Source organism: Wolbachia endosymbiont of Aedes albopictus (genome assembly GCF_024804185.1).
GTDB lineage: Bacteria > Pseudomonadota > Alphaproteobacteria > Rickettsiales > Anaplasmataceae > Wolbachia > Wolbachia pipientis_B.
In genome coordinates, this window is sequence record NZ_CP101657.1 from 401,467 (window position 1) to 424,500 (window position 23,034).

A 23,034-nucleotide genomic window follows, 5' to 3' on the forward strand; every position below is an offset into this window, starting at 1 on the left:
CCTTTTACTCTTTCACTCTTTCATAATAGCTGTCATCTGGAGTATATACTACAATTTTATCCTCTTCTTTTATAAACTGAGGCACGTTAACGCGCATTCCGTTTTCTAAAATTGCAGGCTTATAAGAAGCAGTAGCAGTTTGTCCTTTAATAACAGACTCTGTTTCTTTCACAGCAAGTGTAACATAATCAGGCACATGCGCAGAAATTATTTTGTCTTGATAAGTTACTATTTTAACTTTCATATTATCCTGTAGATAAATCTTTTTTTCTCCCAATAAGTCCAAATTTATAGTGATTTGCTCATAACTACTTGGATGCATAAGATTTACAATGTTTCCTTCAGTGAAAAGGTAAACATACTCCTCTTCATCTAAAATTGCTCTTCTGATTGTTGCATCAGAGCGAAATCTTTCATAGTGTTTTGCTCCGGTTTTAATGTTTTTCATTTCGGCTTGTATGTATGCACCACCTTTACCAGGTTGAGTATGCATAATACCTACAACCAAAAATAATCCGCCGTTATGTTCCAACACCTGACCTGGTCTGATATCGTTAGCTCTTTCTGCCATAATTACATTTTCAACTTGATCTTATAATTATAAATAGCTTTATATAAATATCAAAGTCTTTATTAGTCAATAAATTCTGGCATATTTAATACTATATGCCTCCCCTTTATATTTATATGTGGAAATATCTCTTTAGTGAAAGATAGCATAATGTGTTTTTTTGTGCTGATAACCAAAATTTCTAATATATCCCCTGAGCCAAAATTATATATAGATTTTACATTGCCATATAATTCATTACTTTCCAGCCTTACTTCCATATCTACAAGGTCACTTTGATAAAATTCATTCTCATCATTTGGCTCTGGTAACTTGCTTCTTTCTATATATAGCTTCTTATTCCTTAAAAGCTCTGCTTTATTACGGGAATTTACTCCGCTTATTGTAGCTATTACTAAATTATCACCTATGACAGATACTGAGTCTATTTTATAATTCTCATCACCACTTATTAGCTCACCATATAAGTAGATATTTTCAGGCTTTTCAGTAAAGGTTTTTACTTTAACAGCCCCTTTAATTCCGTGAGGAGAAGTAATCATTCCGAGATATACTAAGTTGTCGCTCATATTAATCTAATCAGAAGATTTCTCAGATAAGTATTGTCTAAGAATCTCAACTCCTTCATCAATCTCATTTTCAGTGATAATGAGTGGAGGTAAAATTCTCACAACGTTATCTGATGTTACCCCAACAGTGAGTAAACCATGATGACTTAACTCTTCTGCAAACTTTTGATTGTCTGCTTTCACTTTTATTCCAAGCATTAACCCTTTCCCTCTCACTTCTTCTATTATTGGAAATTTACTTGCTAAGTCTTCTAATTTATTTTTTAAATACTTACCTCTAATTTCAACATTTTTCAAAAAGCCAGGACTTAGCAATTCCTCAAGCACAACATTGCCTACTGAGGTTGCAAGCGGATTGCCACCAAAAGTGGAACCATGCATACCGACCGCCATATACTTAGCAGCCCTTTCAGTTGCAAGACAAGCCCCCAGCGGAAAGCCTCCTCCTATTCCCTTTGCAAGAGCACATATATCAGGTTTTACTCCTATATGTTCGTATGCGAATAATTTTCCTGTCCTACCAGCACCGCATTGCACGCAATCAAAAAATAACAATATGTCATTTTCATCACACAGCTTTCTTAGTTCCCTCATGAAGGTATCATCCATTACTTTGATACCACCTTGCCCTTGTATTGGTTCTATTAATATAACGCCTATACCACTTGAAATTGCTTTCTTTACGCTCTCAATATTGGGCTCGATATTATCACACCAATCAATGTAGGATTCAGAAAATCTCTGTTTATCGTTTGCAGCACAAGTTAGGAAGGTTCTTCCATGAAATGCACCATGGAATGTTAAAATTCTGTGACGGGTTTTATTGCCTTTTCCGTTTTGATAGATCCTAGCAATCTTAAGCCCACATTCTACTGCCTCTGATCCAGAATTTGAGAAAAATACAGTGTCAGCGAAACTGTTGTTTATTAATTTCTCTGCAAAATTATTGGCAGCAGGTATATTATAGGTATTTGATATATGCCATAGTTTTTCTCCTTGCAATTTTAGAGTACTAATTAATCGCAAATTGGTGTGACCTAAGCTACTAACTGCTATTCCAGAGTGAAAATCTACGTAGCGCTTACCGTCAATATCATACAAGTAAATACCTTTACCATAAGAAAAATTTATGTTAACAGGAGAATAAACTGGCAAAATAGGAGAAATTGTCATAAAATATTATATGCTAAATTTTATTATTAATAACATAAAAACCGTTGTTTCACAATAAGAAGGATATGTATAAGCTAGGTAAATCAATGTTTTCTGCGCTGGAGAAAAACAAATACACAAAAGTTATTGCATTACTCTTATCGATCTTTATGATTTTATTCAGTGTGATATATTGTAATTATTTACTAAGGAGTAATTTCCTTTCTTCTTACCGTGATTCAAGTGTAAACTTAAAAAGTATACTGGAAAATGGCATGATAAAAAAATACCATTATTTACTAATAGAAAAGCATCACATTAAATATAAAAGTTTTGATTACATAAACCAACTGGTAAAACTGCGTGCTGAATTATTACAATCAGTGAGCAAAGTAAAGGATTTCAGCTTAATACTGTATGATCAAAACGGCAGAATAATATTCAGTAATTTTAACACTCAAGATTATGATTATGAACAGTTACTTACAAACGATGAAATTGATGAACTATTAAGTAACCAAGAAATATTTTATACTACAGGAAATACATTAACTTCTATTTTTCCTATATTCCATGAAAATAGCGTTAAACCGTCGTTTTTTTTGAAGATTCTTCGAAACTACAATAATTCTTATGTTATAGCATATGGCCTATTTTTAACATTTTTAGGCTTATTGTTAATAATTTTAATATTAATAATGTTCTATTTGCACTTTTCTAATACCCAAATGCTAGCCAAGCAACATAAAACTAACATTGAATTACAGCAGATAAAAGAGGCATTAGAGCAAGAAAATGCAAATAAGCTAAAATTTTTTGCAAGCGTTACACATGAATTACGCACACCTCTTAATGCTATTATTGGATTTGCGGAGTTGATCAAAAATGAAACTTTAGGTTCAATGGATAACTCTCAATACAAGGAGTATGCAGACGATATATATAATGCAGGAACACACTTACTTACCTTAATTAATGATGTGTTAGATTTTTCAAAAGCTGAATCAAGTAGTTTAACAGTAGAAAAAGTGAAGTTTAACCTGAACAAAATAATAGATTCATGCATAAATATGCTATTACCTAAATTAAAAGAAGCAGGGATTAATTTAAAAAAAGAGATGACTAATAAACAATTATTAGTCATTGCAGATCCTAAGAGAATGAAACAAGTTATAATAAATTTATTATCAAACTCAATCAAGTTTACTCCCAAAAATGGTTTAATAAGAATGGTGATAAAAGAAAATATAGAAAAAAACTTATTAACTATTGAGTTTCATGACAATGGAATAGGAATAATGCAGCAGGATATATATAAAGTTATGTCTGTTTTTGGCCAAGCAGATTCGGGATATAGAAATGAAGGTACGGGCATCGGATTACCGCTAAGCAAGAAATTAGTAGAGTTAATGGGTGGAACTTTTGACATTAAAAGTGAAGCAAAACTTGGTACTACGATAACATTGAACTTCTTTTATGAAGAACAAACATGTGAAGATTCGATTGATTTTTAATAGGATCTATTTGATATGGTCTTGAAAACCACACTTTATCAAAAGCAGCAAGCCGAGAAGGTAGATACCGTCTGGCTAGTCAACAAGAAAATTATAAAAATTGAATCTCAAGCTGTATTGTAAAATCAAAAAATACTTCTAACTGTGTAGCGGTATAGTTAGTGGATATGTTGATAAGTAAATTAGTTATACCAATTCCCGCTATACAAGTCACAACTGTACGAACGTTGTAGTTTGGGACACCAGTGGGGTGTCATACATAAGTGTTGAAAGTGCTATAAGTGGCATTATATAAGGTGGTTAACGGCATAAATTTCAATGGTAAATTAAAAAAGCGCCTTTTTGCCTGTGGTTAGAAGGTTTAAGCGAATTTTCGACGTGGTTTATCTGCTTTCCCAACAACGAAGGTTGATATCAAGAGGAGATTTACATACCATTAATCACCTTGTGTGATTGCACTTTCAACACTTATGGAGTGTCATCCCAGTGCCCAGACACTGGTTCTATGCAACTTAATTAAAAACGTTTGTTTTAGCGTAAGACAACTACCTTTAGCTCATCAGCTTAGTTATAAGCAAAATTTCTGGATTCCAGACTGGAATGACACCATTCGCTGTCTTCAAAAATGAATGTTCGTACAGCTATGGATTGGACACGGGTGGTTTAAAAAAGGCATTAGGACACAGGTTAAGGTAAAACTACTGTGAGGACTATCTTGTACGTTGGGATCAGCTCCCTGATCTAACAAGCATTGGACTAGTGGTGGACATGCAGCACTTTTCCTGCATTGAATGGCAATGTGCAGTAGTGTTGTTTCTACTTCATAACCATCATCTAATTTGAATCTGAAGTTTGGATTAAATTCACTACTTTTCCATTCTTCATATACATTATTAAGTTCTTCTCTCAGCTAATTTTTTATTTCACCATAAATCTCAATAGAATCACCCTTACCAGAATCAATGGTGTCACTTATTCTTGCTAATATATTGTCAAACTTTTTGAATTGAGATTTATCTTGTGGTGCCATATTACCAACCTCTAGAATAAAATTATTTAATTATACAATAAAACTAAAGGGAATCAAGTCCAGCACTTATTCAGGAAACAATAGCTTAAAAAGAGACTTAGTGTTAAATTTCTAATAGATTACTTATAAAAATAAATCTTATGGAAAGCAGAGCTTGGTTCATTTGGCTGATCAGTAACTTGGTTGTTATATTCAGCAATATGCAGATAATTTATACTTTTATAAGTGTGAATCTCGAAAAAGAACTTGGACTGACAATTATGCAAGTTGCGCTAGCTAACTCAGTATATACTTGGACTTTTGCCATCTTACAATTTTTTAGTGGGACAATGTTTAATGTTTTTTCCAGTAAAAAAATTTATTTTTTCTCATTATTAACTATGATTTTTGGGTTCTTTGTCCTTATTAATAGCGACAATTTTGCTCATTTGATTTTATCACAATTATTGATTGCAACTGGAGCATCATTTGGTTTTATTGGTGCTGCTCATATAAGTAGCATCTGTTTTCCCGTTGCCCAATTTGGCCTGATGTTTTCACTAGTGCAGACAATTTCAAGTCTTTCTGCACTGATAATTCAAATATTGTTCTCTAGCTTGCTTGCCGAAGGTGCAGATTGGAAGAATCTGATTGTATGCACAATACTGTTTGGTGTGTTGATATTTGTACTTACGCTTTTTTGTCCAAACACACTTCCAGAAAGCAGTTCAGAAGAATGCACAATACAAAACTCTATAAGAACAGTAATGTTCACAGTGCTAAAATTAAGAGATATCTGGATAACTTCAGTGGTGGGTGCTATTACTTTTGGAACATTTTTAGCACTTAACACCCTCTGGGCTCCAAGGTTACTGGGCAACTCAGAACTCAATACAATGGAGTCAGGTATAGCAACCGCAATACTATGGCTTGGTCTTGCAGTTGGTGCTCCAATTGCAGATCGAATCTCAAACTTATTTAAAAATAGGAAATATGTAATTTCTGCTTTTGCTTTATTGCAAGGCGTCTCAATTATTATTTTACTATGCAGCCATTTAACAGTCCACGTTGTGTACTTTTGTATGTTAATGTTCGGGTTTTTTGCGGGAGGACATATGCTTAATTTTACTGTCGGCAGCGAGATTGTGAAACGAAAATACATTAGCACATCTTCATCTATTATCAATGGGTTTATGTTTATTGTCAGCGGAATTATAGTGTCAATGCTAGCACTTTTTACAAATCATCAAATGGCGCTTTTTGCAATATTTGCAATGTTGGCAGTTGCTAGTATTTTAAATTATGCTACAGAAGAGACATACCCTAAAAAATAGGGTAGCTGAATCTTGAGTCGATTGCTATATTATATTTACGTATTGTAATATTTATCAATAATGGATCACGTTACAACAAAAGACACAACAGTAACTAAGGCAACGATAGCTGAAAATATAAACCAAGAAATAGGATTATCAAAGGAAGACTCTTCTTCGATAATAGATGATATATTGAACGAAATAAAGACAAGCTTGGCAAAGGATGGAATAGTAAAGATATCGTCATTTGGAACATTCTTGGTTAAGAAAAAGAAGGAAAGACCAGGAAATATACCAAATACATCAGAGAAAGTGATGATTCAGGCAAGAAGTTCAATTTCTTTTAGGCCTTCAAAAATTATAAAAAAATTAATCAATAATTAATGAATAAGGAAAAATTATTTTATACGATTGGGGAAGTAGCTGAAGAGCTACATTTGGAACAGCATGTTTTAAGATTTTGGGAAGGTCAATTTCATCAAATTAAGCCTACAAAGCGTAAAGGAAGAAGGCTATATGATCGTAAGTGTATAGAGGCCATAAAGAAAGTAAAACACATGCTATATGATAAAGGATATACAATAAAAGGAGTGCAAAAAGAATTTGGTAATGATATAAGAGTCACAAAGAATTTGTTGCAAGAACTTACCGATTTGAGGGATTATTTAACTAGTAAAATAAATAACGAGGAAAGTAACGAACAGGTGTGAAACACTACGTCTTGCTAAAATTTTGGAGTTTTTTGAGAGTTTAAAATGTGGCATATAGCCTCATTTCTTATGTTATTAGCAATATTAATAGGCTGTGGCCTGCAAAAACCTGCACCTGTGCTGCTTAAAGGCGAAGAATTTTACGGAAAAAGAGAGCTGGAATATACAAGAGAGTACCATTTAATTAGGGAGCCTCTAATAAAAAAAGAAAATAGAAAAGCCATCATAAATAGGATATACAGAGATAATAATGATACGCAAAACACGGGGGTAAATTGTAAATTTGTAATGCCAGTTAAAGGTACAGCTACGTCTTCTGATGGAACGTGTAAGGATGGCATAAAAATTGCTGCTCAAAATGGAACGAATGTAGTTGCCTCTGCACCCGGCAAAGTGGTATATGTAGGCAAAGGGCTGAGATGGTATGGAAATTTAATTATAGTAGAACACAAAGATAATTACATGACTGTGTACTCCTATTTAAAAAACATACATGTTGAAATTGGTGATAAAGTAAAACAGGGTCAAGTAATTGGGTCTGCAGGTAAGTCAAGTACGCAGGATAAAGATCCGCAGATGTGCTTTACAATACGGCATAACGGTCAAGCGATTGATCCTTTGAAGCATATGAACTGTAATTGAATTTGGATTTATATGAAATATGATTTTAAAAACGTTGAAAAATTTTATCAAGATAAGTGGAACTTTTCTGTAAGCAAGAATAGTGAACAAGAGAAATGTTACGTATTGGAGATGTTTCCATATCCATCCGGTAAAATTCATATGGGGCACTTACGTAACTATGCAATAGGGGATGTGATAGCGCGTTACAAGAGAGCTAATGGATTTGAGGTTTTGCATCCAATTGGCTGGGATGCGTTTGGATTACCAGCTGAAAATGCAGCAAGGGAGAATAATATTAGCCCTGCGGCATGGACGAAAGAGAATACAGATAGTATGCGTGCGCAGCTTAGATCTATAGGTCTTTCTTATAACTGGGAGCGTGAACTCTCCACATGTGAACCTGATTACTACAAACACGAACAAAAATTTTTCCTGGATTTTTTAAAGCATGGGCTTGCCTATCGAAAAGAGTCGTGGGTTAACTGGGATCCGGTAGACCAAACAGTGCTTGCAAATGAACAAGTAGTCGATGGAAAAGGGTGGCGGTCAGGCGCAGTTGTTGAAAAACGTAAGTTATCCCAATGGTTTTTAAAGATTACTGATTTCGCTGAAGATTTACTCAAGTGCTTGCAAGATCTAAAAAATTGGCCAGAAAAAGTCAAAACAATGCAAGAGCGCTGGATAGGAAAATCTGAAGGGGTCACCATAGAGTTTGAAATAGTTGGTCTAAATAAGAAATTAAAGATTTTTACAACTTCTCCTCATACTTTATTTGGAGCTTCTTTTTTTGCGGTAGCAGCAGAGTACCCTATTGTGCAGGATCTTAAGGACAAAGAAATACGAGACTTTATTGATAACATAAAGGCAAAGGGAGAGAATGGCGAAAAAATAGGAGTTTACACCGGATTAAACGTCAAGCATCCATTTCTTGATAAGGAATTGCCGCTTTACATAGCGAATTTTGTGTTGATGGAATATGGGGAAGGTGCGATTTTTGGTTGCCCTGCACATGATCAGCGTGATTTTGAATTTGCACAGAAATATGATTTGCCGATTATTCCTGTAGTTCGTGAAGAGGGTGCACAAGCCACAGAGACCTTAAAAGAAGTATACACCGGCGATGGGGTAATGTTCAATTCTGAATTCTTAAACGGATTAACTGTCAGCAAAGCAAAGAAAGTAGCCATTAAAAAGCTTGAAGAAAAAGGAATAGGCAAGAAAACGATAAACTATCGTTTACATGATTGGGGAATTTCAAGGCAACGTTATTGGGGATGCCCTATACCTATAATATATTGTAAAGATTGCGGAACTGTTCCAGTGCCAGAAAAAGACCTTCCTGTGGTTCTACCTGCAGATGTAGAATTTACAAGTGGTGGCAATCCGCTGGATAAGCACCCAACTTGGAAGTTCGTTGATTGTCCAAAATGTGGCAAGCAAGCAGAGCGTGAAACTGATACATTCGATACCTTTTTTGAGTCTTCCTGGTATTTTGCTGCATTCTGTAGTGAAGATAAATCAATAGACAAAAATGCATGTAATCGTTTTATGCCTGTTGATTATTATATAGGTGGGATAGAACATGCAATTCTGCATTTGCTTTACTCACGATTTTTCTGCCGTGCTTTAACCAAATGTGGCTATTTTGATATTAAAGAGCCTTTCTCTACTTTAATCACTCAAGGAATGGTCTGCCATGCAACTTATAAAGACGAAAATGGTAAGTGGCTATTTCCCGCAGAAGCAAAAGAGTTGATTGCACAAGGAGCTAAGGTTCAAGTGGGCAAAGTTGAAAAAATGAGCAAGTCGAAAAAGAACACAGTTGATCCAAATTTTATCATAGAAAAATATGGTGCTGATACTGCTCGCTTGTTTGTGTTGTCCGACACTCCTCCAGAAAAAGATATGGAATGGTCCGATGATGGCGTGGAAGGTTGTTTTCGTTATGTAAATAAATTGCAGCGTATGGTCATGCAGCTGAGACCTGTAAATATACACTATGATAATGAAAGTATTACGGGTGGACTTCTAGAATACAGAAAAAAAATTCATAAACTCTTACACAGACTTACAGATGATTTGGAAAACTGCAGATTAAACTGTGTAGTGGCAAAATTTCGTGAGATGACGAATTTAATAGCTGAAATAGATGTAAAAACTGGAAAATCTCTTATTGATGAAGGTATATGTATATTAATCAGAGTAATCGAACCATTCATACCACATCTAGCTGAAAGCCTATGGCAAGAAATAGGAGGTCAACCTTGGCCAAAAGCTGATGAATCATTATTAGTTGACGATACGGTAACTATAGCAGTGCAAATCAATGGAAAATTACGTACAACAATAGAGGTAGCAATTAACTTACCTCAAGAAGAATTGAAGAAAATAGCGATAGACTCTGTGTCCAGTAAGATCGGTCAAAGCAAAGTTCGCACTGTATATGCTGTACCAAATAAGATAGTAAATATAGTTATATAAAAAATCCGAGTGTATCTGTTCAGGCAATGGCGTCAACTTAAGGGAAAATATCAGTGATAGTGTATAAAATTTCTCTCTAAAATTTTTACCATTAAATTACCCAAAAGCTGCAATAAACAGCACTTTTGTTTCTGTTTTATAGTATTTTCAAAAGCGAATGAAATATATTCTATACCGAGAATATGCACGAGCTCCAAGAGGAGAAAAAATATATGCTGATGTTCCAGGAAAAAAGTGGGAAAGAGTGAGTATAATAGGTGGATGGATTGAAAAGAAGTTTATTGCACCAATGACCTTCACAGGAGGGTTTAATAAAGATGTATTTAATGTATGGTTAGAGCGAACCACAATTGCATATCTCAATATATCAGAGTACCGGTTGTTCCAAACTCCTATACGAGGTCATCACATTTTGTGAGCCACACCGGTGGCAGAATCTGGGTCACGAGGTCTTCTTCATACACTCCATGTAAGAGCAGAAAGTGCCTCAAAAGAACTGTCACCTATCAACTCTGAAAAGTTATTATCTTCTCTTGCTTTCAACTAAGCAATACTTATTCATATCATCTGGGTAAGGTCACAGTCATATAATAAAAGACCAAGGACGTAAGTATTTCTTTCCTTTTGCAGAAGGATATTGTCACTTATTTACTTAACAATTCAAAAAACTTGAAAGAATAAAGATAGCTATTGAAATTATCTTGATTTACATCAGTTATCCAAGTTTGACATTGAATACTTAACACTTCCTCTATTAACGCCTTTCTGTAATGCTTATCCAGATGAGACATTATATCATCAAGTAGAAGAAGTGGTGCCTTATTGTAATAAATACACCTTGCTTTTACACTGGATAAAATAATAGAAAGCAGTAATAACTTTTGTTCTCCAGTGGAACACAGATTTATTGGTACGTTTCTTTTTTGACAAAAAACCCGAAAATTATCGTTATGCACACCAAGGGTTACTCTACCAGTCAATGAATCTTTTTCTCTGTTTTCCTTTAGACGATTCTGAAAATATTCTGCAGTATCGTCCAAAGTTAGCTGGCTGCTGAATTTCAAACTTGCCTTCGGAAAAAGCTTACTGGAATGGTTATCAATTGTATCTTGTAATATTTTTAAAACAGACGATCGCATATGTAAAATACTAACTGCATTAACGGCCATTATGTTTTCAAGACTAGAGAACCAGTTTTTGTTCAAAATGTTCTCCCTCAATAGTTTACTTCGCTCATGCTTAGCTTTTCTATACCTCATGTAGCAGCAAGTGTAATTTTCTTCAAACAGTGAAACTATACGGTCTAAAAATCTTAATCTGTCACTTGGAGAATTAAGAAGAACATAGTCCATTTGTGGAATCAGCCATATTACATTGGATATCTTATACAGAGATGAATAACTTGATTGCGTTTTTCCATCAATTTGTATTAGTTTCTTATCAAAACTCTTTGCGATACCAATTGAATTAAAATCCGTTCCATTAAAAAAATTATAGTGCACTACCCAATCTTCATTACTAAATCTATTTTGTATCTCACTAGCTTTTGCTTTTTTCATTCCATTGCTTTTAGCAAGCAACGAGATTGCTTCAAGTATATTAGTTTTACCAATACCATTTTCGCCAGTTATTACAACTGAGCTATCATCTGAATCCAGTTCAAAGTTTGAGTGGCTACGAAAATTATGTAATTTCAGCTTTTTTATGTAGCAATGGGTAGCCATTAACCTATTCTTTAGTTTACATTCTCCTTACTTCTTCCAGAACCTCATCAACATGCCCACTAACTTTTACATTTTTCCAGATCTTCACTACTTTACCTTTTTTATCTATTAAAAAAGTAGTGCGCTCTATTCCCATATACTTTTTGCCAAACATACTTTTCTCTACCCAAACACCATATTTTTCCAACATTTCAGCATTCTCATCAGAAACTAAAGAAAATGGCAGAGAATATTTTGCTTTGAAGTTAGCATGGCGCTTAACACTATCTTTTGATACACCAATTATCACTGTGTCAAAGGAAGAAAAATCATCTATTTTATCTCTAAAGCCTTTTGCCTCCATCCTACAACCAGGAGTATCGTCTTTAGGATAAAAATAAAGAACTACATTTTTTTTATCAAAAAATTCACTTAATGATAAATTTTCACCAGAATCTGTTGGTAAGCTAAAATCAGGTGCATTATTTCCTACTGCTAATTCCATACCTTGCTCCATTAATAACACTTTTACGGTATTATAGTAATATGGTACATTATTTCCTACTGCTAATTCCATATCTCGTTCCATTAATACCACTTCTGTGGTACTATAGTAATATGGCACATTATTTCCTACTGTTAATTCCATACTTTGCTCCATTGATAACACTTTTATCTATAGTAGTATATTGTAGTCAGAGTATCAAATTTTATATATAGCTAACAGATAAGATTCTTGATGGGGGCTTATTGATAAGTTTCTGCCTTGTATCTTGTAAAAAGCATCTAATGCTTTAAGCTTAAGCATTGTAAGTCATGCTCATTAGTTTCCTCATCTCTTTGGCAATACAACAAAGGTATCCCAGTGCCGAGCACTGGGATGACACCCTACTTAACCGTCATACTGCCGCGGTATCTCTAGATCCCGCTAACACGTAGCGGGATGACGAATTGCTTAACCCTCATTCCGCCGCAGACCGTCATACCGTGATTTATTCACGGTATCTCATCCGCTAACACATAGCGGAATGACAGCAATCCTACGTCATACCGCGATTCATTCGCGGTATCTCTTAGTCGCTAACACGTAGCGGGATGACGGTTGTCGTTTAGCTATAAATATTTAAGAAATTTACTAAACAGAAAAAAAGGCAAAAGAAGCCCCGTGGTGGGAGTTTTGACTCTATATTACTGTAAGTGGCGCTGTAATAATGTGCTAACGCTTAAAATAAGCGCAATTTGGCTGAATGTAGAAAAAATAAAAAAGACATGCAGCCGCTATAATTTTATGTAATCCGCCAATAAATACTCTGAGTTTTTTACTGAATTTTATCATTGAGCCTGCAGGTCAAAAACAAGTTTTGAGCCATAAATACCCTTAACACTACAATAAGGGACCTGGCGGAGTTTGTCAAGTAAGTTTTTTCGTCTCTATTCCCAATGTTATATGGTTATGCAAGAAGTCTAATGGGAATTGGTATAACCATGCATGAATGCTATTTTCGGTAAAATCTCTTACAATGCTCAAAAGCAGAAAAACAAAAACTTGATTTTCGCAGCTAAATAGTGGACCATCAAAAGCACGCATAAATATCTACAATGAAAGAAAAAACTTTCACAATCATCGATGGCTATGGTTTTCTTTTCAGAGCTTACTATGTACTACCTCACTTAATTACCACAGCAGGAATGCCAATAGGTGGTGTATATGGCTTTCTGAATATGGTTCTTAAGTACATTGCCCATTCGGACTACTTAACTATAGCACTTGATGCAGGAAAAAAGAATTTTAGGCACAATTTATATCCTGAATACAAAGCAAACAGAGTAACGCCTCCTGAGGATCTAATTCCACAGTTCACCATACTGAGGGAAGCTGTAGAAGCTTTTAACCTCAGCTATGAAGAAATTGAAGGTTATGAAGCAGATGACATAATCGCAACACTAGCTGCAAAATACGCCAACCACCAAGACTTTAAAGTGGTAGTCGTTTCATCAGATAAAGATTTATTTCAACTCTTGAACCACAATATTTTAATATTCGACCCCATTAAAAATATATATATAGATGAAAAACAAATAGTAGAAAAATTTGGTGTAAACTCACACAAGCTTCTTGATTTATTTTCTCTAACTGGTGATGCATCTGACAACATTCCAGGCGTCTCAGGAATAGGGCCAAAGACTGCAGCTAAATTACTAGATGAATTTGATTCATTGAATAATATTATAGAGAACATTGATGACATCGAGCAAACGAGAATTCGTAATATTCTTACCGAACATAAGGAAAAAGCACTAATTTCAAGAGAACTTTTATCACTATGCGAAAAAGTAGACCTTCAACATGATATTGCAAAATATGAAGTCCATTCTCCAAATATGGAGAAATTATTATCCTTTTTAAAGAAGTATGAATTCAATTCCTTAATAGGTAAAATGGAAAAGCTTTTTTTTTATAATGGATCTAGCAGAGAAAAGAAAACAGAATATAGTAGTGAAGAGTTAGAGAAATTTTTAGAGCGTTGTAGATATGAAGGCAAAATTGCAATTCATTACCACCTTGAAAACAATGTATTAAGTTTATCTTATAGCGAAAGTAATATTTTTTATATAGAGCAAGACAGCATACAAAATGCACTCGTTGTAATTAACTTAACTTTACTCTCAAATGGGGTGCTTAAAATAATACATAACATTAAAGAGATGAGGAAAATCTTTCCTGCAGTGGAGAAGATGCTAGATTCAGTTGATGATTTGATGATAATGTCGTATAGCTTGGATACAGGAAAGCATGATCACAGTATTCCAAACATAGTTGCGCATAATTTGAGTGAAAATGCAGAAATTTTCTCGGCAAAAACTTTAATAGCAATTCATGAAAAGCTAAAGCAGAGGTTATTTCAGGAAAAATTGTTCACAATTTACGAGCGCTTCGATAAGCCACTTATGAAAGTAATATTTGATATGGAGAAAAATGGAATACTACTGGACATACAAAAATTACAGGAGCTGTCCGATAAATTTCAGCAGGTAATTGCCGTGCTTGAAGATGAGATATATAACTTAGCAGAGGAAAGATTTAATATTGCGTCACCAAAACAATTAAGTGATATTTTATTTAATAAAATGGGGCTAAGTAAAAAGAAGAAGTCAAAGTCTGGATCGTATAGCACCAATTATGAAGTTCTAGAGGCACTCGAAGAAGAAGGGGTAGAAATTGCAGGTAAAATTTTAAGTTGGCGACATTTAAGTAAATTAAAAGGCACCTACACTGATGCGCTAATAAAGCAAGTTGATCCCATTGATGGTAGGATACACACAAACTTTTCAACGACTGCAACTGCAACTGGAAGGCTGAGCTCCAGCAATCCTAATTTACAGAATATTCCTATCAGAAGCGAAGAGGGAAATCTTATCAGACAAGCGTTTATTGCACCAAAAGGATACAAGATAATTTCTGCCGACTATTCACAAATAGAGTTAAGACTCCTGGCACACGTTGCAAACGTTGCAGCATTTAAAGAAGCTTTTGCGAATGGACAAGATATTCACGATATCACCGCTAGGCAAGTTTTTGGAGTGCAAGAAATAGATGAGCAATTAAGACGCAAAGCAAAATCCATTAATTTTGGAATTATATATGGCATTAGTCCGTTTGGCCTTGCAAAACGGCTTGGAATTACCATTGCAGAGGCTGCTGAATACATTAATTACTATTTTTCCTGTTACCCAGAAATAAAGGACTATATGGAAAAAGCAGTGTCTATCGCAAGATTGCATGGTTATGTAGAAACTTTATTTGGCAGAAGATGCTTTGTAAGAGACATAAACAATACAATTCCTTATGTAAGACAATTTGCAGAAAGGGCAGCAATAAACGCACCACTGCAAGGAACCGCTGCTGATATAATAAAACGTGCGATGATTCAGCTTTTTGATCAATTGAAAATAGGCAAAATAATCCTCCAAGTTCACGATGAACTACTGGTTGAAGTAGAGGACGAAAAGGTACAAGAAACGGCAGAACTTATGAAAGATATAATGGAAAATGCAATAGAAATTTCTGTACCACTTGAAGCAGAAATAAAAGTTGGCGACAACTGGGCTCTTAATTATGACTTAGACATGGCGGATTCTAAGAGTATAGATTATTTGAATTAATATGAAAAATATGCTACAATTAAAGTATAGTAAATGTGAGTAACTCAGTTATGACAAAAATATTAACTCCACAAACAAAGAATTTGGAACCTTCAAATCAGGTAACTAACAAAGATGAGAAAATTTTTGAAAAAGAGGAATATCAGGCAATCTATCGTGCTTTCCTAGATACTTTAAAAAATCCAGAAAATCTAGAAAAGCAAACGAAACAGGAAATAGAAAAGAAGAAACAGAAATTGAAAGAAGAACTTTCAGATAAAGAAAAACAAAAATTACATCGTGGTCTGGAGTCATTAAACAAACAATTAAAGCGATTACAGAATGGAAATGAAAAGAAAATTTTTACTTTTATATCAAAAAATCATGAAGGTATATTCAATAATATTAATCAAGAAGATATAAAGTTACTAAGTGAAGAAAACTTTTGTCAGCTTTTACTTTCCGTATTTGAAAAAATTAGAGAAGAAAATTTAGCTAATGAAGAGAATTTAAAGAATGGTAAAATAGAAAAAGCAGTAGCTAAGTGTGTAGCTGATATACGGGGTACAGAAGCTAAAGATTCATTCATAAAGCTTCCCGGGTGGCTGTTTGGAATAAAGGTAAATCCTAAAAACTTTTTTAGCTCTTTTATGAATGGGATGAAAGAAAAAATACCATTCTTAAGTAAAGATAAAAAAGAGGAGGGTGAGCCACCGCTCAGTGATGAAGAGATGGCAACAACGTTCTTAAGCAAGATCTTTTTTCCTGTCCTTCTTTCCACTATTCCAATGTTAATTTTTGGTCCTACTACACTCGGAGTAGTTCTTACTGCTATCGGCACAATATTTGCCGTAAAGAGAGGAGTTGAAGTTCTTTTTTCAAATAACAAAAAAGGTACTTTGTATAACCCTCATTCACGAGATGAAAAGGAAAGAAAAGAATGGGATAATGAAATTAGCGATGGTATCAATAAAATTTTAGGAACCTCAGTCAAGAAAGCTAAAGGAAGTGAGCAACTTATTTCTGTTTCTGAGAAAGTTTTCCAGGAAAATGAAAAGAGTGGACAACAACCTGTTCCTGAGCAAATTTCCCAGAGAAACAACAGGGAAAACGAAAAGAGTGAGCAGTCTACTGTGCTTGAACAAGTTGCTGTAGATCGGCTAGCTCAAAACACAGTGCGGCAACCAAGTAAGACCTAGGTTTGCCAAAAAGTGAGTTGTATAAGAGGTCTACTATTATTCTATAACGCATACAACAGGAGTATGATCAGATGGGTTTTCTAGCTTACGCAATCTATCATCTATGTAGCATGTTTCCAATTTATCTACAGCTTGTGGCGATAGTAGCATATAATCTATTCGCATTCCTTGATTGTTTCTGAGTGAATTGCCTTGATAATGCCACCAAGTAAATTGTTGCAAATTGGGGTGGGATATTCTAAACGCGTCTTTAAACCCAAGATTCAAGATTGCTCTTAACTTCTCATGTTCTTTTATATGAAAGCACACTTGGCCATTCAATAAATTTGAATCAAAAACATCAATTTCATCCAGTGCAACATTATAATCTCCAGCTATAATAGTTAACTCTTCACTATTCAACAAAGTACTCATCCTTTCATATAGATTATCAAAAAACTTGAGTTTATATTCAAATGCTTGAGAGTCTAGGCTTTGGCCGTTTGGCACGTATACACTTCCTACCCTTACCTTCTGATTAGTGTGTTTTATTACACATTCTATATAACGTGCTTCTTGATGACCTTCTACAATGTCAATTTTTAATTTTCCCAGTATCGGATATTTAGATAAAACACAAACGCCATTTCTTGCAACTTGTCCATAGATAGCATATTCATATCCCAGCTTCTCTATCTCTGCATAAGGAAATTGCTCTTCCGTACATTTTATCTCTTGCAGCAAAACTATATCTATCTGACTATCAACTATAAAACTACAAAGTTGGTTAATTCTTTTACGTATGGAGTTTACATTCCAAGTTGCAATCTTTAGCATCAACAATCCTTATTAATTATATCAATTAAACTCTCCCTAGTAGGCAACCTCGATGTTATAATTTTTTTCCACTTGATTAACTTTAAACTATCAGCAATGTTTTTACTCATGGTATATGCAACTGCATTATTCATCACAGGAGATAGCCCACTTTTTAGAACTAATGAACAAAATACCCTTGCTGTCTGTGAGGAAAAAAAAGCAACACCATCAATTTTACCATCCAACAGCAAATTTTTACACCTATTAGTTAGACTCCTTTTAATAATTGTTTTATAGAGTACAACTTCTCTTACGTTAAAATCTTCTTCAGATAATCTCTTTTTTAGATCACATGATACTTCTTGCCCCCTTATATATAAGAACTTTATTGCATTTGAATAATGAGCTTTTATGAATGATATCAGACCATCAACATTGCTGTCTGCTGAGATTATATCAGAAAACCCCAAATTTTTTGCAGCCTGCATGGTTGAATTACCAACCGTAATAATCGGAAAGCCATCCACTTTGCATATTTGACTAAAAGCCTTTACACTGTTTTTACTTGTAGATATCACAACGTCAAATTCGTACGCAGATATATCAGGATTTAAGTACTTTATTGTGAATACTGGTTCTATAAAAACTTTGTATCCATACTTTCTCAATATATTTTTTGTATTGAACGAGTCCAATAAAGGCCTCGTTAATAAAATAGACTTCATTCTGATTTATTTCACTACTAGTAAAATAGTACCCTTTATACACAAATTACTGAATAAAAATTTTTATTTTGATGGCTTGAGCAACTATTCAAGTAATTGACGTTGAAATGAGGATACTCAGTCCCCTATTTACCACTAAGCTTTAAATTCACTTATACTTTTTCAATGCTGATTACGTCGAACTCTTTTGAATGGCTTCCTTCAGTGGAATTATATAGCTAATATTCCTGTATAAGTCAACATAAGTTAATTTGTTAATATTTAGTAATTAAGTTCTAACTGCCTCAGAATTACTGGATGACCACCTTTGACGTTATTATTTTCTTCTATCTGTGGTTTACTGATCATAGTCTGAACGATATTGGCTGCCATAATAACACAGCCTAGAATGAAAAAAGCAGTAGAAAGAAAAGGAATGATAGAAGATTCGAGAGGCAATATAGATGCAATTCCTCCTATTAAAAACGAAACGTTAGATGTAATATCAAGACAGATCTTTGTTAGTTTTTTTTGTCCTGCTACACCAAGTTGCTTCTGTAGAAAATGATCCTTTAATGACCATATATTTAAAGCAAACGAAAGTGCACTTAATATAGTGCCGGCAATACTAAAATACAGACTTAAGACAGGAATATTCAAGACCAATGCCGCTATGTATCCAATGAAAGAGATAGTAGATAGTGTAGTAACTAAGCGTTTTGAATAAGTTCGTACCTTCTTTCTGTGGGCTAACTTATTTTTTTCATCATACATAGCATAAATATTACCTAATATGTTATATTATAGCATTAATTAATTCAACAAGCAATATGGAAGCTAAGAGTGCCCGAGAGAAGACTTGAACTTCCACAACTTAAAAAGTTACTAGCACCTGAAGCTAGCGCGTCTACCAATTCCGCCACCCGGGCTTTTTATAGTTTACTATGTTAAAGTTAAATAATATACTTGAACAATTTTTAGTTCAAAGGTAATGCCAAATCTAGATCAAATATTTTTCGCTCAAAACAATGTTAATATTAATAACGTATATCAAATAGTCAATAACGCTTTGAGCAATAGCGATGGTGGTGAGCTGTTTCTAGAATTTTGCCAGTCAGAATCCCTGCTTTTTGAGGATAACATATTAAAACATATGGACTTGAATACCAGAAGGGGGTTTGGTTTAAGGTCTTTTTGTGAGGATAGTACATCTTTCGTTTGTTCTTCTGAGATCAGCGAAAAAGAAATTAGTAATGCTGCTTCTATGGTAAAAAGCTCAGTGTCTTTAAACAAAACAAATTCAATAAATTTAAACGAAGAGACAAAAAGCCTATATTCGAGGATTAACCCTATAAATGAAATGGATCTGAATTCAAAAATTAAACTACTCAATGAGGTTAATGAGTATGTAAGGTCCAAAAATAACTGCGTGAAGCAAGTAAAAATAACTCTAAGTGGAGAATGGCAAGTCGTACAGATAATAAGGGGTGATCACAGATTAAGCGACATCAGACCTTTAGTACGTTTTAATGTGTTAGTCATCGTAGAGAAAGATGGTCGAACCGAGAGAGGCTCCGCAGGACACGGTGGAAGGGATTCTTATAGTAAGTTTGTTTCTGAGAAAAAGTGGAAAGAAGTTGCAAACCAGGCTTTGGAACAAGCACTGGTAAATCTTGAAGCAATTCCAACTCCAGCTGGGGAAATGACAGTTATTCTAGGTCCGGGCTGGCCGGGAGTATTGTTGCATGAAGCTGTGGGTCATGGACTCGAAGGCGATTTTAATCGTAAAGGAGTCTCAGCATTTTCAAATTCTATTGGTAAACAAGTAGCAGCTAGTGGCATCACAGTAGTTGATGATGGAACTCTTCCTAATTTGCGTGGTTCTATTAGCATAGATGATGAAGGTACTCCATCCAGTTATAATATATTGATAGAGGATGGAATTCTCAAAGGCTACATGCAGGACCATATGAATGCCAAGCTTATGGGTGTAAATCCGACTGGTAATGGTAGAAGAGAGAGTTATAAAGAAGTTACTATGCCGCGCATGACAAACACCTATATGTTACCAGGGAAACATATGCCGAAAGAAATAATATCTAGCGTAAAGAAAGGTCTGTATGCAGTAAATTTTGGTGGTGGGCAAGTTGATATAACGTCAGGGAAATTTGTTTTCTCATCTTCAGAAGCTTACTTAATAGAAAATGGTAAAATTACACAGCCAGTCAAAGGAGCAACACTAATTGGTGATGGGCCAACAGTGCTAAAAAAAGTATCCATGGTTGGCAACGACTTAAAGTTGGACCCCGGTGTTGGCACATGCTCAAAAGATGGACAAAATGTGCCCGTTGGAGTTGGTCAACCAACACTCAAAGTCGACGCAATAACTGTTGGTGGAACTGAGATATAGATAAGGGCTAAAGCGGATTACAGCGCATGACGCACAATTGTACAAACATTGTAGCCGTTATTCAAGTAGCCCGCAGAAACGAAAAAACTTGCTTGACAAGCTCCGCCAGCCCCCTTATTATAACAATAAGGGTATTTATGACTCAAAACTTGTTTTTGACCTGCAGGCTCAATGACAAAATTCAGTAAAAAACTCAGAGTATTTATTGGCGGATTACATAAAATTATAGCGGCTGCATGTCTTTTTTATTTTTTCTACATTCAGCCAAATCGCGCTTATTTTAAGCGTTAGCACATTATTACAGCGCCACTTACAGTAATATAGAGTCAAAACTCGCTACTCGGGGCTTCTTTTGCCTTTTTTTTGTTTGGTAAATTTCTTAAACATTTATAGCTAAACGACAACCGTCATCCCTCTACGTGTTAGCGGCTAAGAGATACCGCGAATGAATCGCGGTATGACGGTTAAGTAGGGCGTCATTCCAGTCTGGGATCTAGTTCTTATTGTACATTTACTTGATGTAGAGTTAAGTTTTCTGGATCCCAGTGTCACGCACTGGGATGACAAAGTGTGCTTCTGTCATCCTATGATAGCTCTAAAAAACCTGGATCCCAGTGTCTGGGCACTGGGATGACAAAAAAAAGGAGCACTGGAATGACATCATAAGGGCGCTGGCCTGACAATCGTCATCCCGCTACGTGTTAGCGGCTAAGAGATACCGCGGCGGTATGACGGTCTGCGGCGGAATGACGGTTCGTGGCGGTATAGCTATACCTTTTTTCTACTTAGCTTGGGTTATACAAGAAGTCTAATGAAGTGAAAGTAAATTTATTTACCAAAATAGAGTTGCCTTGGTCTACAGATCTTAGTTTCTTTATCATTTATCATTTCATACCACTGAGTAACCCAACCAGTGGTTCTTGCAAGTGCAAAAATAGGCGTGAACATATTTGAAGGAATATCGATAGCATTCATTATTATACCTGAGTAAAAATCAACATTTGGATATAACTTACGCACAATAAAATATTCATCCTTTAAAGCTATTTCTTCAAGTTTTTTTGCAATTTTGAGCAATTCATTATTTTGTTCTAGTTTACTTAGAACCTCATGACAAGCGTCTTTCAATATCCGCGCGCGCGGATCATAATTTTTATAAACACGATGTCCAAATCCCATCAATTTAAATGGATCTTTATCATCTTTAGCTTTTTCGATGAATTTATCTATATCTTCACTTTGCTCTATCTCTTTTAGCATATTTATAACTGCTTCATTAGCTCCACCATGTGCTGGTCCCCAAAGTGTAGCAACTCCTGCAGAGAGGCTTGCAAACAGATTAGAACCAGCAGATCCCACCAATCTGACGGCCGCCGTAGAAGCATTCTGTTCATGATCAGCATGGAGAGTAAATATTTTATCCAGAGCTTTTGCAAAAAGGGCGCTTTTATCATTATCAACAGCATCGCCAAATATCATCTTTAAGAAATTTTCACTGTAACTTAATTCATTGTTAGCATTTATGAATTCCTGATTGTTGATATGCCTATAAATCATTGCAACAATTGCAGGAACTTGTGCTATTGCAGAAATTCCAAAATCTAAATCTTCACCATTGACATTGTTGCCATGTGTTTCATGGTAAGATGCTGACAAATTTGCAAAACATGCAACTAAAATCGACATAGGGTGAGCAGTCTTTGGAAATGCTTTAATTACATTTGTAACTTGCTCTGATACTTTGGATGATTCTTGTATTTTGAGAAGAAATTTTTTGTGTTGCTCTGAATTGGGTAGTTCACCATAGAGCAATAAATAAATCACAGCAGTAAAACTATTATTCTCTGCCAAATCAGCTATATCGTGTCCCCTATACTTAAGAACTCCTTTATCTCCATCAATGAATGTAATTGTGGAAGAGCATGAAGCTGTGGAAACAAACCCCGGATCATAAGTGAATAATCCTGTCGTCTTATATAAATCCTTGATATTTAACACGTCAGGACCTATTGTTCCACTTAATATGGGTAGCTCAATTTTTAATCCATTACTTAGTTCTAATAGCGCTTTTTTATCCATCACTTAAGCTACTTAAATTTTATACAGAATATACAAACTGAAGAGTATATAT

At 34.8% G+C, this 23,034-nt stretch carries 22 protein-coding genes and 1 tRNA gene; 11 read left to right on the forward strand and 12 right to left on the reverse strand.

Annotation, left to right across the window (positions count from 1 at the left end):
- Positions 1 to 4: 4 nt before the first annotated feature.
- The 3 genes from efp to NHG98_RS02040 form a co-directional block, all read right to left on the reverse strand.
- On the reverse strand, positions 5 to 571 hold the full coding sequence (efp, locus tag NHG98_RS02030) for an elongation factor P (protein ID WP_096617381.1): 567 nt from the start codon (positions 569 to 571) through the stop codon (positions 5 to 7).
- Between the two features lie 62 nt (positions 572 to 633).
- The gene (gene rimM / locus NHG98_RS02035) at positions 634 to 1,140 is read right to left on the reverse strand and encodes a ribosome maturation factor RimM (protein ID WP_096617383.1); all 507 of its coding nucleotides are present in this window, start codon (positions 1,138 to 1,140) and stop codon (positions 634 to 636) included.
- 6 nt (positions 1,141 to 1,146) lie between these two features.
- Positions 1,147 to 2,313 (reverse strand): aspartate aminotransferase family protein, encoded by a 1,167-nt coding sequence (locus tag NHG98_RS02040; RefSeq protein WP_096617385.1) that lies wholly within the window; start codon positions 2,311 to 2,313, stop codon positions 1,147 to 1,149.
- A 65-nt stretch (positions 2,314 to 2,378) separates the two neighbouring features.
- On the opposite strand from NHG98_RS02040, the gene NHG98_RS02045 reads away from it, so the two are divergent.
- A complete protein-coding gene (locus NHG98_RS02045; protein ID WP_096676700.1) occupies positions 2,379 to 3,806 on the forward strand; it encodes a sensor histidine kinase in 1,428 nt (475 codons plus the stop codon).
- A 619-nt stretch (positions 3,807 to 4,425) separates the two neighbouring features.
- On the opposite strand, the gene NHG98_RS06430 is transcribed toward NHG98_RS02045, so the two are convergent.
- On the reverse strand, positions 4,426 to 4,716 hold the full coding sequence (locus tag NHG98_RS06430) for an ankyrin repeat domain-containing protein (protein ID WP_187297365.1): 291 nt from the start codon (positions 4,714 to 4,716) through the stop codon (positions 4,426 to 4,428).
- Positions 4,717 to 5,036: 320 nt separating this feature from the next.
- On the opposite strand from NHG98_RS06430, the gene NHG98_RS02050 reads away from it, so the two are divergent.
- The 6 genes from NHG98_RS02050 to NHG98_RS02075 all read left to right on the forward strand — a co-directional run bounded on the left by NHG98_RS02050 (position 5,037) and on the right by NHG98_RS02075 (position 10,364).
- A complete protein-coding gene (locus NHG98_RS02050; RefSeq protein WP_259245498.1) occupies positions 5,037 to 6,149 on the forward strand; it encodes an MFS transporter in 1,113 nt (370 codons plus the stop codon).
- A 60-nt stretch (positions 6,150 to 6,209) separates the two neighbouring features.
- Positions 6,210 to 6,515 (forward strand): integration host factor subunit alpha, encoded by a 306-nt coding sequence (locus tag NHG98_RS02055; RefSeq protein ID WP_096617389.1) that lies wholly within the window; start codon positions 6,210 to 6,212, stop codon positions 6,513 to 6,515.
- The gene (locus tag NHG98_RS02060) at positions 6,515 to 6,841 is read left to right on the forward strand and encodes a MerR family transcriptional regulator (protein WP_096617391.1); all 327 of its coding nucleotides are present in this window, start codon (positions 6,515 to 6,517) and stop codon (positions 6,839 to 6,841) included. Before NHG98_RS02055 ends, NHG98_RS02060 begins: the two co-directional genes overlap by 1 nt.
- Before the next feature lie 45 nt (positions 6,842 to 6,886).
- Positions 6,887 to 7,483 carry a murein hydrolase activator EnvC family protein gene (locus tag NHG98_RS02065; protein WP_096617393.1) on the forward strand — a complete coding sequence of 199 codons (597 nt, stop codon included), beginning with the start codon at positions 6,887 to 6,889 and terminating at the stop codon, positions 7,481 to 7,483.
- Positions 7,484 to 7,495: 12 nt separating this feature from the next.
- On the forward strand, positions 7,496 to 9,946 hold the full coding sequence (gene leuS, locus NHG98_RS02070; RefSeq protein ID WP_096617395.1) for a leucine--tRNA ligase: 2,451 nt from the start codon (positions 7,496 to 7,498) through the stop codon (positions 9,944 to 9,946).
- A gap of 157 nt (positions 9,947 to 10,103) precedes the next feature.
- Positions 10,104 to 10,364: a transposase gene (locus NHG98_RS02075; protein ID WP_096617397.1), complete on the forward strand. Its 261-nt coding sequence runs from the start codon at positions 10,104 to 10,106 to the stop codon at positions 10,362 to 10,364.
- 226 nt (positions 10,365 to 10,590) lie between these two features.
- On the opposite strand, the gene recF is transcribed toward NHG98_RS02075, so the two are convergent.
- Together recF and bcp are read right to left on the reverse strand one after the other, a co-directional pair.
- Positions 10,591 to 11,670, reverse strand: a complete 1,080-nt coding sequence (gene recF / locus NHG98_RS02080; RefSeq protein ID WP_096617399.1) for a DNA replication/repair protein RecF — start codon at positions 11,668 to 11,670, stop codon at positions 10,591 to 10,593.
- A 16-nt stretch (positions 11,671 to 11,686) separates the two neighbouring features.
- Entirely contained in the window at positions 11,687 to 12,154 is a 468-nt protein-coding gene (bcp, locus tag NHG98_RS02085) for a thioredoxin-dependent thiol peroxidase (RefSeq protein WP_096617403.1), read from the reverse strand.
- A gap of 311 nt (positions 12,155 to 12,465) precedes the next feature.
- Here bcp and NHG98_RS02090 point away from each other — a divergent pair, with 311 nt between their 5' ends.
- From NHG98_RS02090 to NHG98_RS02100, 3 genes are all read left to right on the forward strand, one after another.
- On the forward strand, positions 12,466 to 12,588 hold the full coding sequence (locus tag NHG98_RS02090) for a hypothetical protein (protein ID WP_259245499.1): 123 nt from the start codon (positions 12,466 to 12,468) through the stop codon (positions 12,586 to 12,588).
- Positions 12,589 to 13,248: 660 nt separating this feature from the next.
- Complete coding sequence (gene polA / locus NHG98_RS02095; RefSeq protein WP_096617609.1) at positions 13,249 to 15,813, forward strand: DNA polymerase I; 2,565 nt, start codon at positions 13,249 to 13,251, stop codon at positions 15,811 to 15,813.
- Positions 15,814 to 15,848: 35 nt separating this feature from the next.
- Complete coding sequence (locus tag NHG98_RS02100) at positions 15,849 to 16,991, forward strand: hypothetical protein (RefSeq protein ID WP_259245500.1); 1,143 nt, start codon at positions 15,849 to 15,851, stop codon at positions 16,989 to 16,991.
- A 36-nt stretch (positions 16,992 to 17,027) separates the two neighbouring features.
- Here NHG98_RS02100 and NHG98_RS02105 read toward each other — a convergent pair whose 3' ends face one another.
- The 4 genes from NHG98_RS02105 to NHG98_RS02120 all read right to left on the reverse strand — a co-directional run bounded on the left by NHG98_RS02105 (position 17,028) and on the right by NHG98_RS02120 (position 19,422).
- On the reverse strand, positions 17,028 to 17,807 hold the full coding sequence (locus tag NHG98_RS02105) for an exodeoxyribonuclease III (protein ID WP_096617607.1): 780 nt from the start codon (positions 17,805 to 17,807) through the stop codon (positions 17,028 to 17,030).
- Positions 17,807 to 18,514, reverse strand: coding sequence for a uroporphyrinogen-III synthase (locus tag NHG98_RS02110; RefSeq protein WP_096617605.1), 708 nt, complete (start codon positions 18,512 to 18,514; stop codon positions 17,807 to 17,809). The genes NHG98_RS02105 and NHG98_RS02110 overlap by 1 nt, the downstream gene beginning before the upstream one ends.
- Positions 18,515 to 18,775: 261 nt before the next feature.
- Positions 18,776 to 19,267 (reverse strand): hypothetical protein, encoded by a 492-nt coding sequence (locus tag NHG98_RS02115; RefSeq protein ID WP_096617603.1) that lies wholly within the window; start codon positions 19,265 to 19,267, stop codon positions 18,776 to 18,778.
- Between the two features lie 70 nt (positions 19,268 to 19,337).
- A tRNA-Leu gene (locus NHG98_RS02120) sits at positions 19,338 to 19,422 on the reverse strand.
- Between the two features lie 62 nt (positions 19,423 to 19,484).
- On the opposite strand from NHG98_RS02120, the gene tldD reads away from it, so the two are divergent.
- Complete coding sequence (gene tldD / locus NHG98_RS02125; protein ID WP_096617601.1) at positions 19,485 to 20,903, forward strand: metalloprotease TldD; 1,419 nt, start codon at positions 19,485 to 19,487, stop codon at positions 20,901 to 20,903.
- Positions 20,904 to 21,332: 429 nt separating this feature from the next.
- Here tldD and NHG98_RS02130 read toward each other — a convergent pair whose 3' ends face one another.
- Positions 21,333 to 21,470: a hypothetical protein gene (locus tag NHG98_RS02130; protein WP_259245504.1), complete on the reverse strand. Its 138-nt coding sequence runs from the start codon at positions 21,468 to 21,470 to the stop codon at positions 21,333 to 21,335.
- Between the two features lie 261 nt (positions 21,471 to 21,731).
- On the reverse strand, positions 21,732 to 22,982 hold the full coding sequence (locus tag NHG98_RS02135; protein WP_096641514.1) for a citrate synthase: 1,251 nt from the start codon (positions 22,980 to 22,982) through the stop codon (positions 21,732 to 21,734).
- Positions 22,983 to 23,034 lie beyond the last annotated feature (52 nt).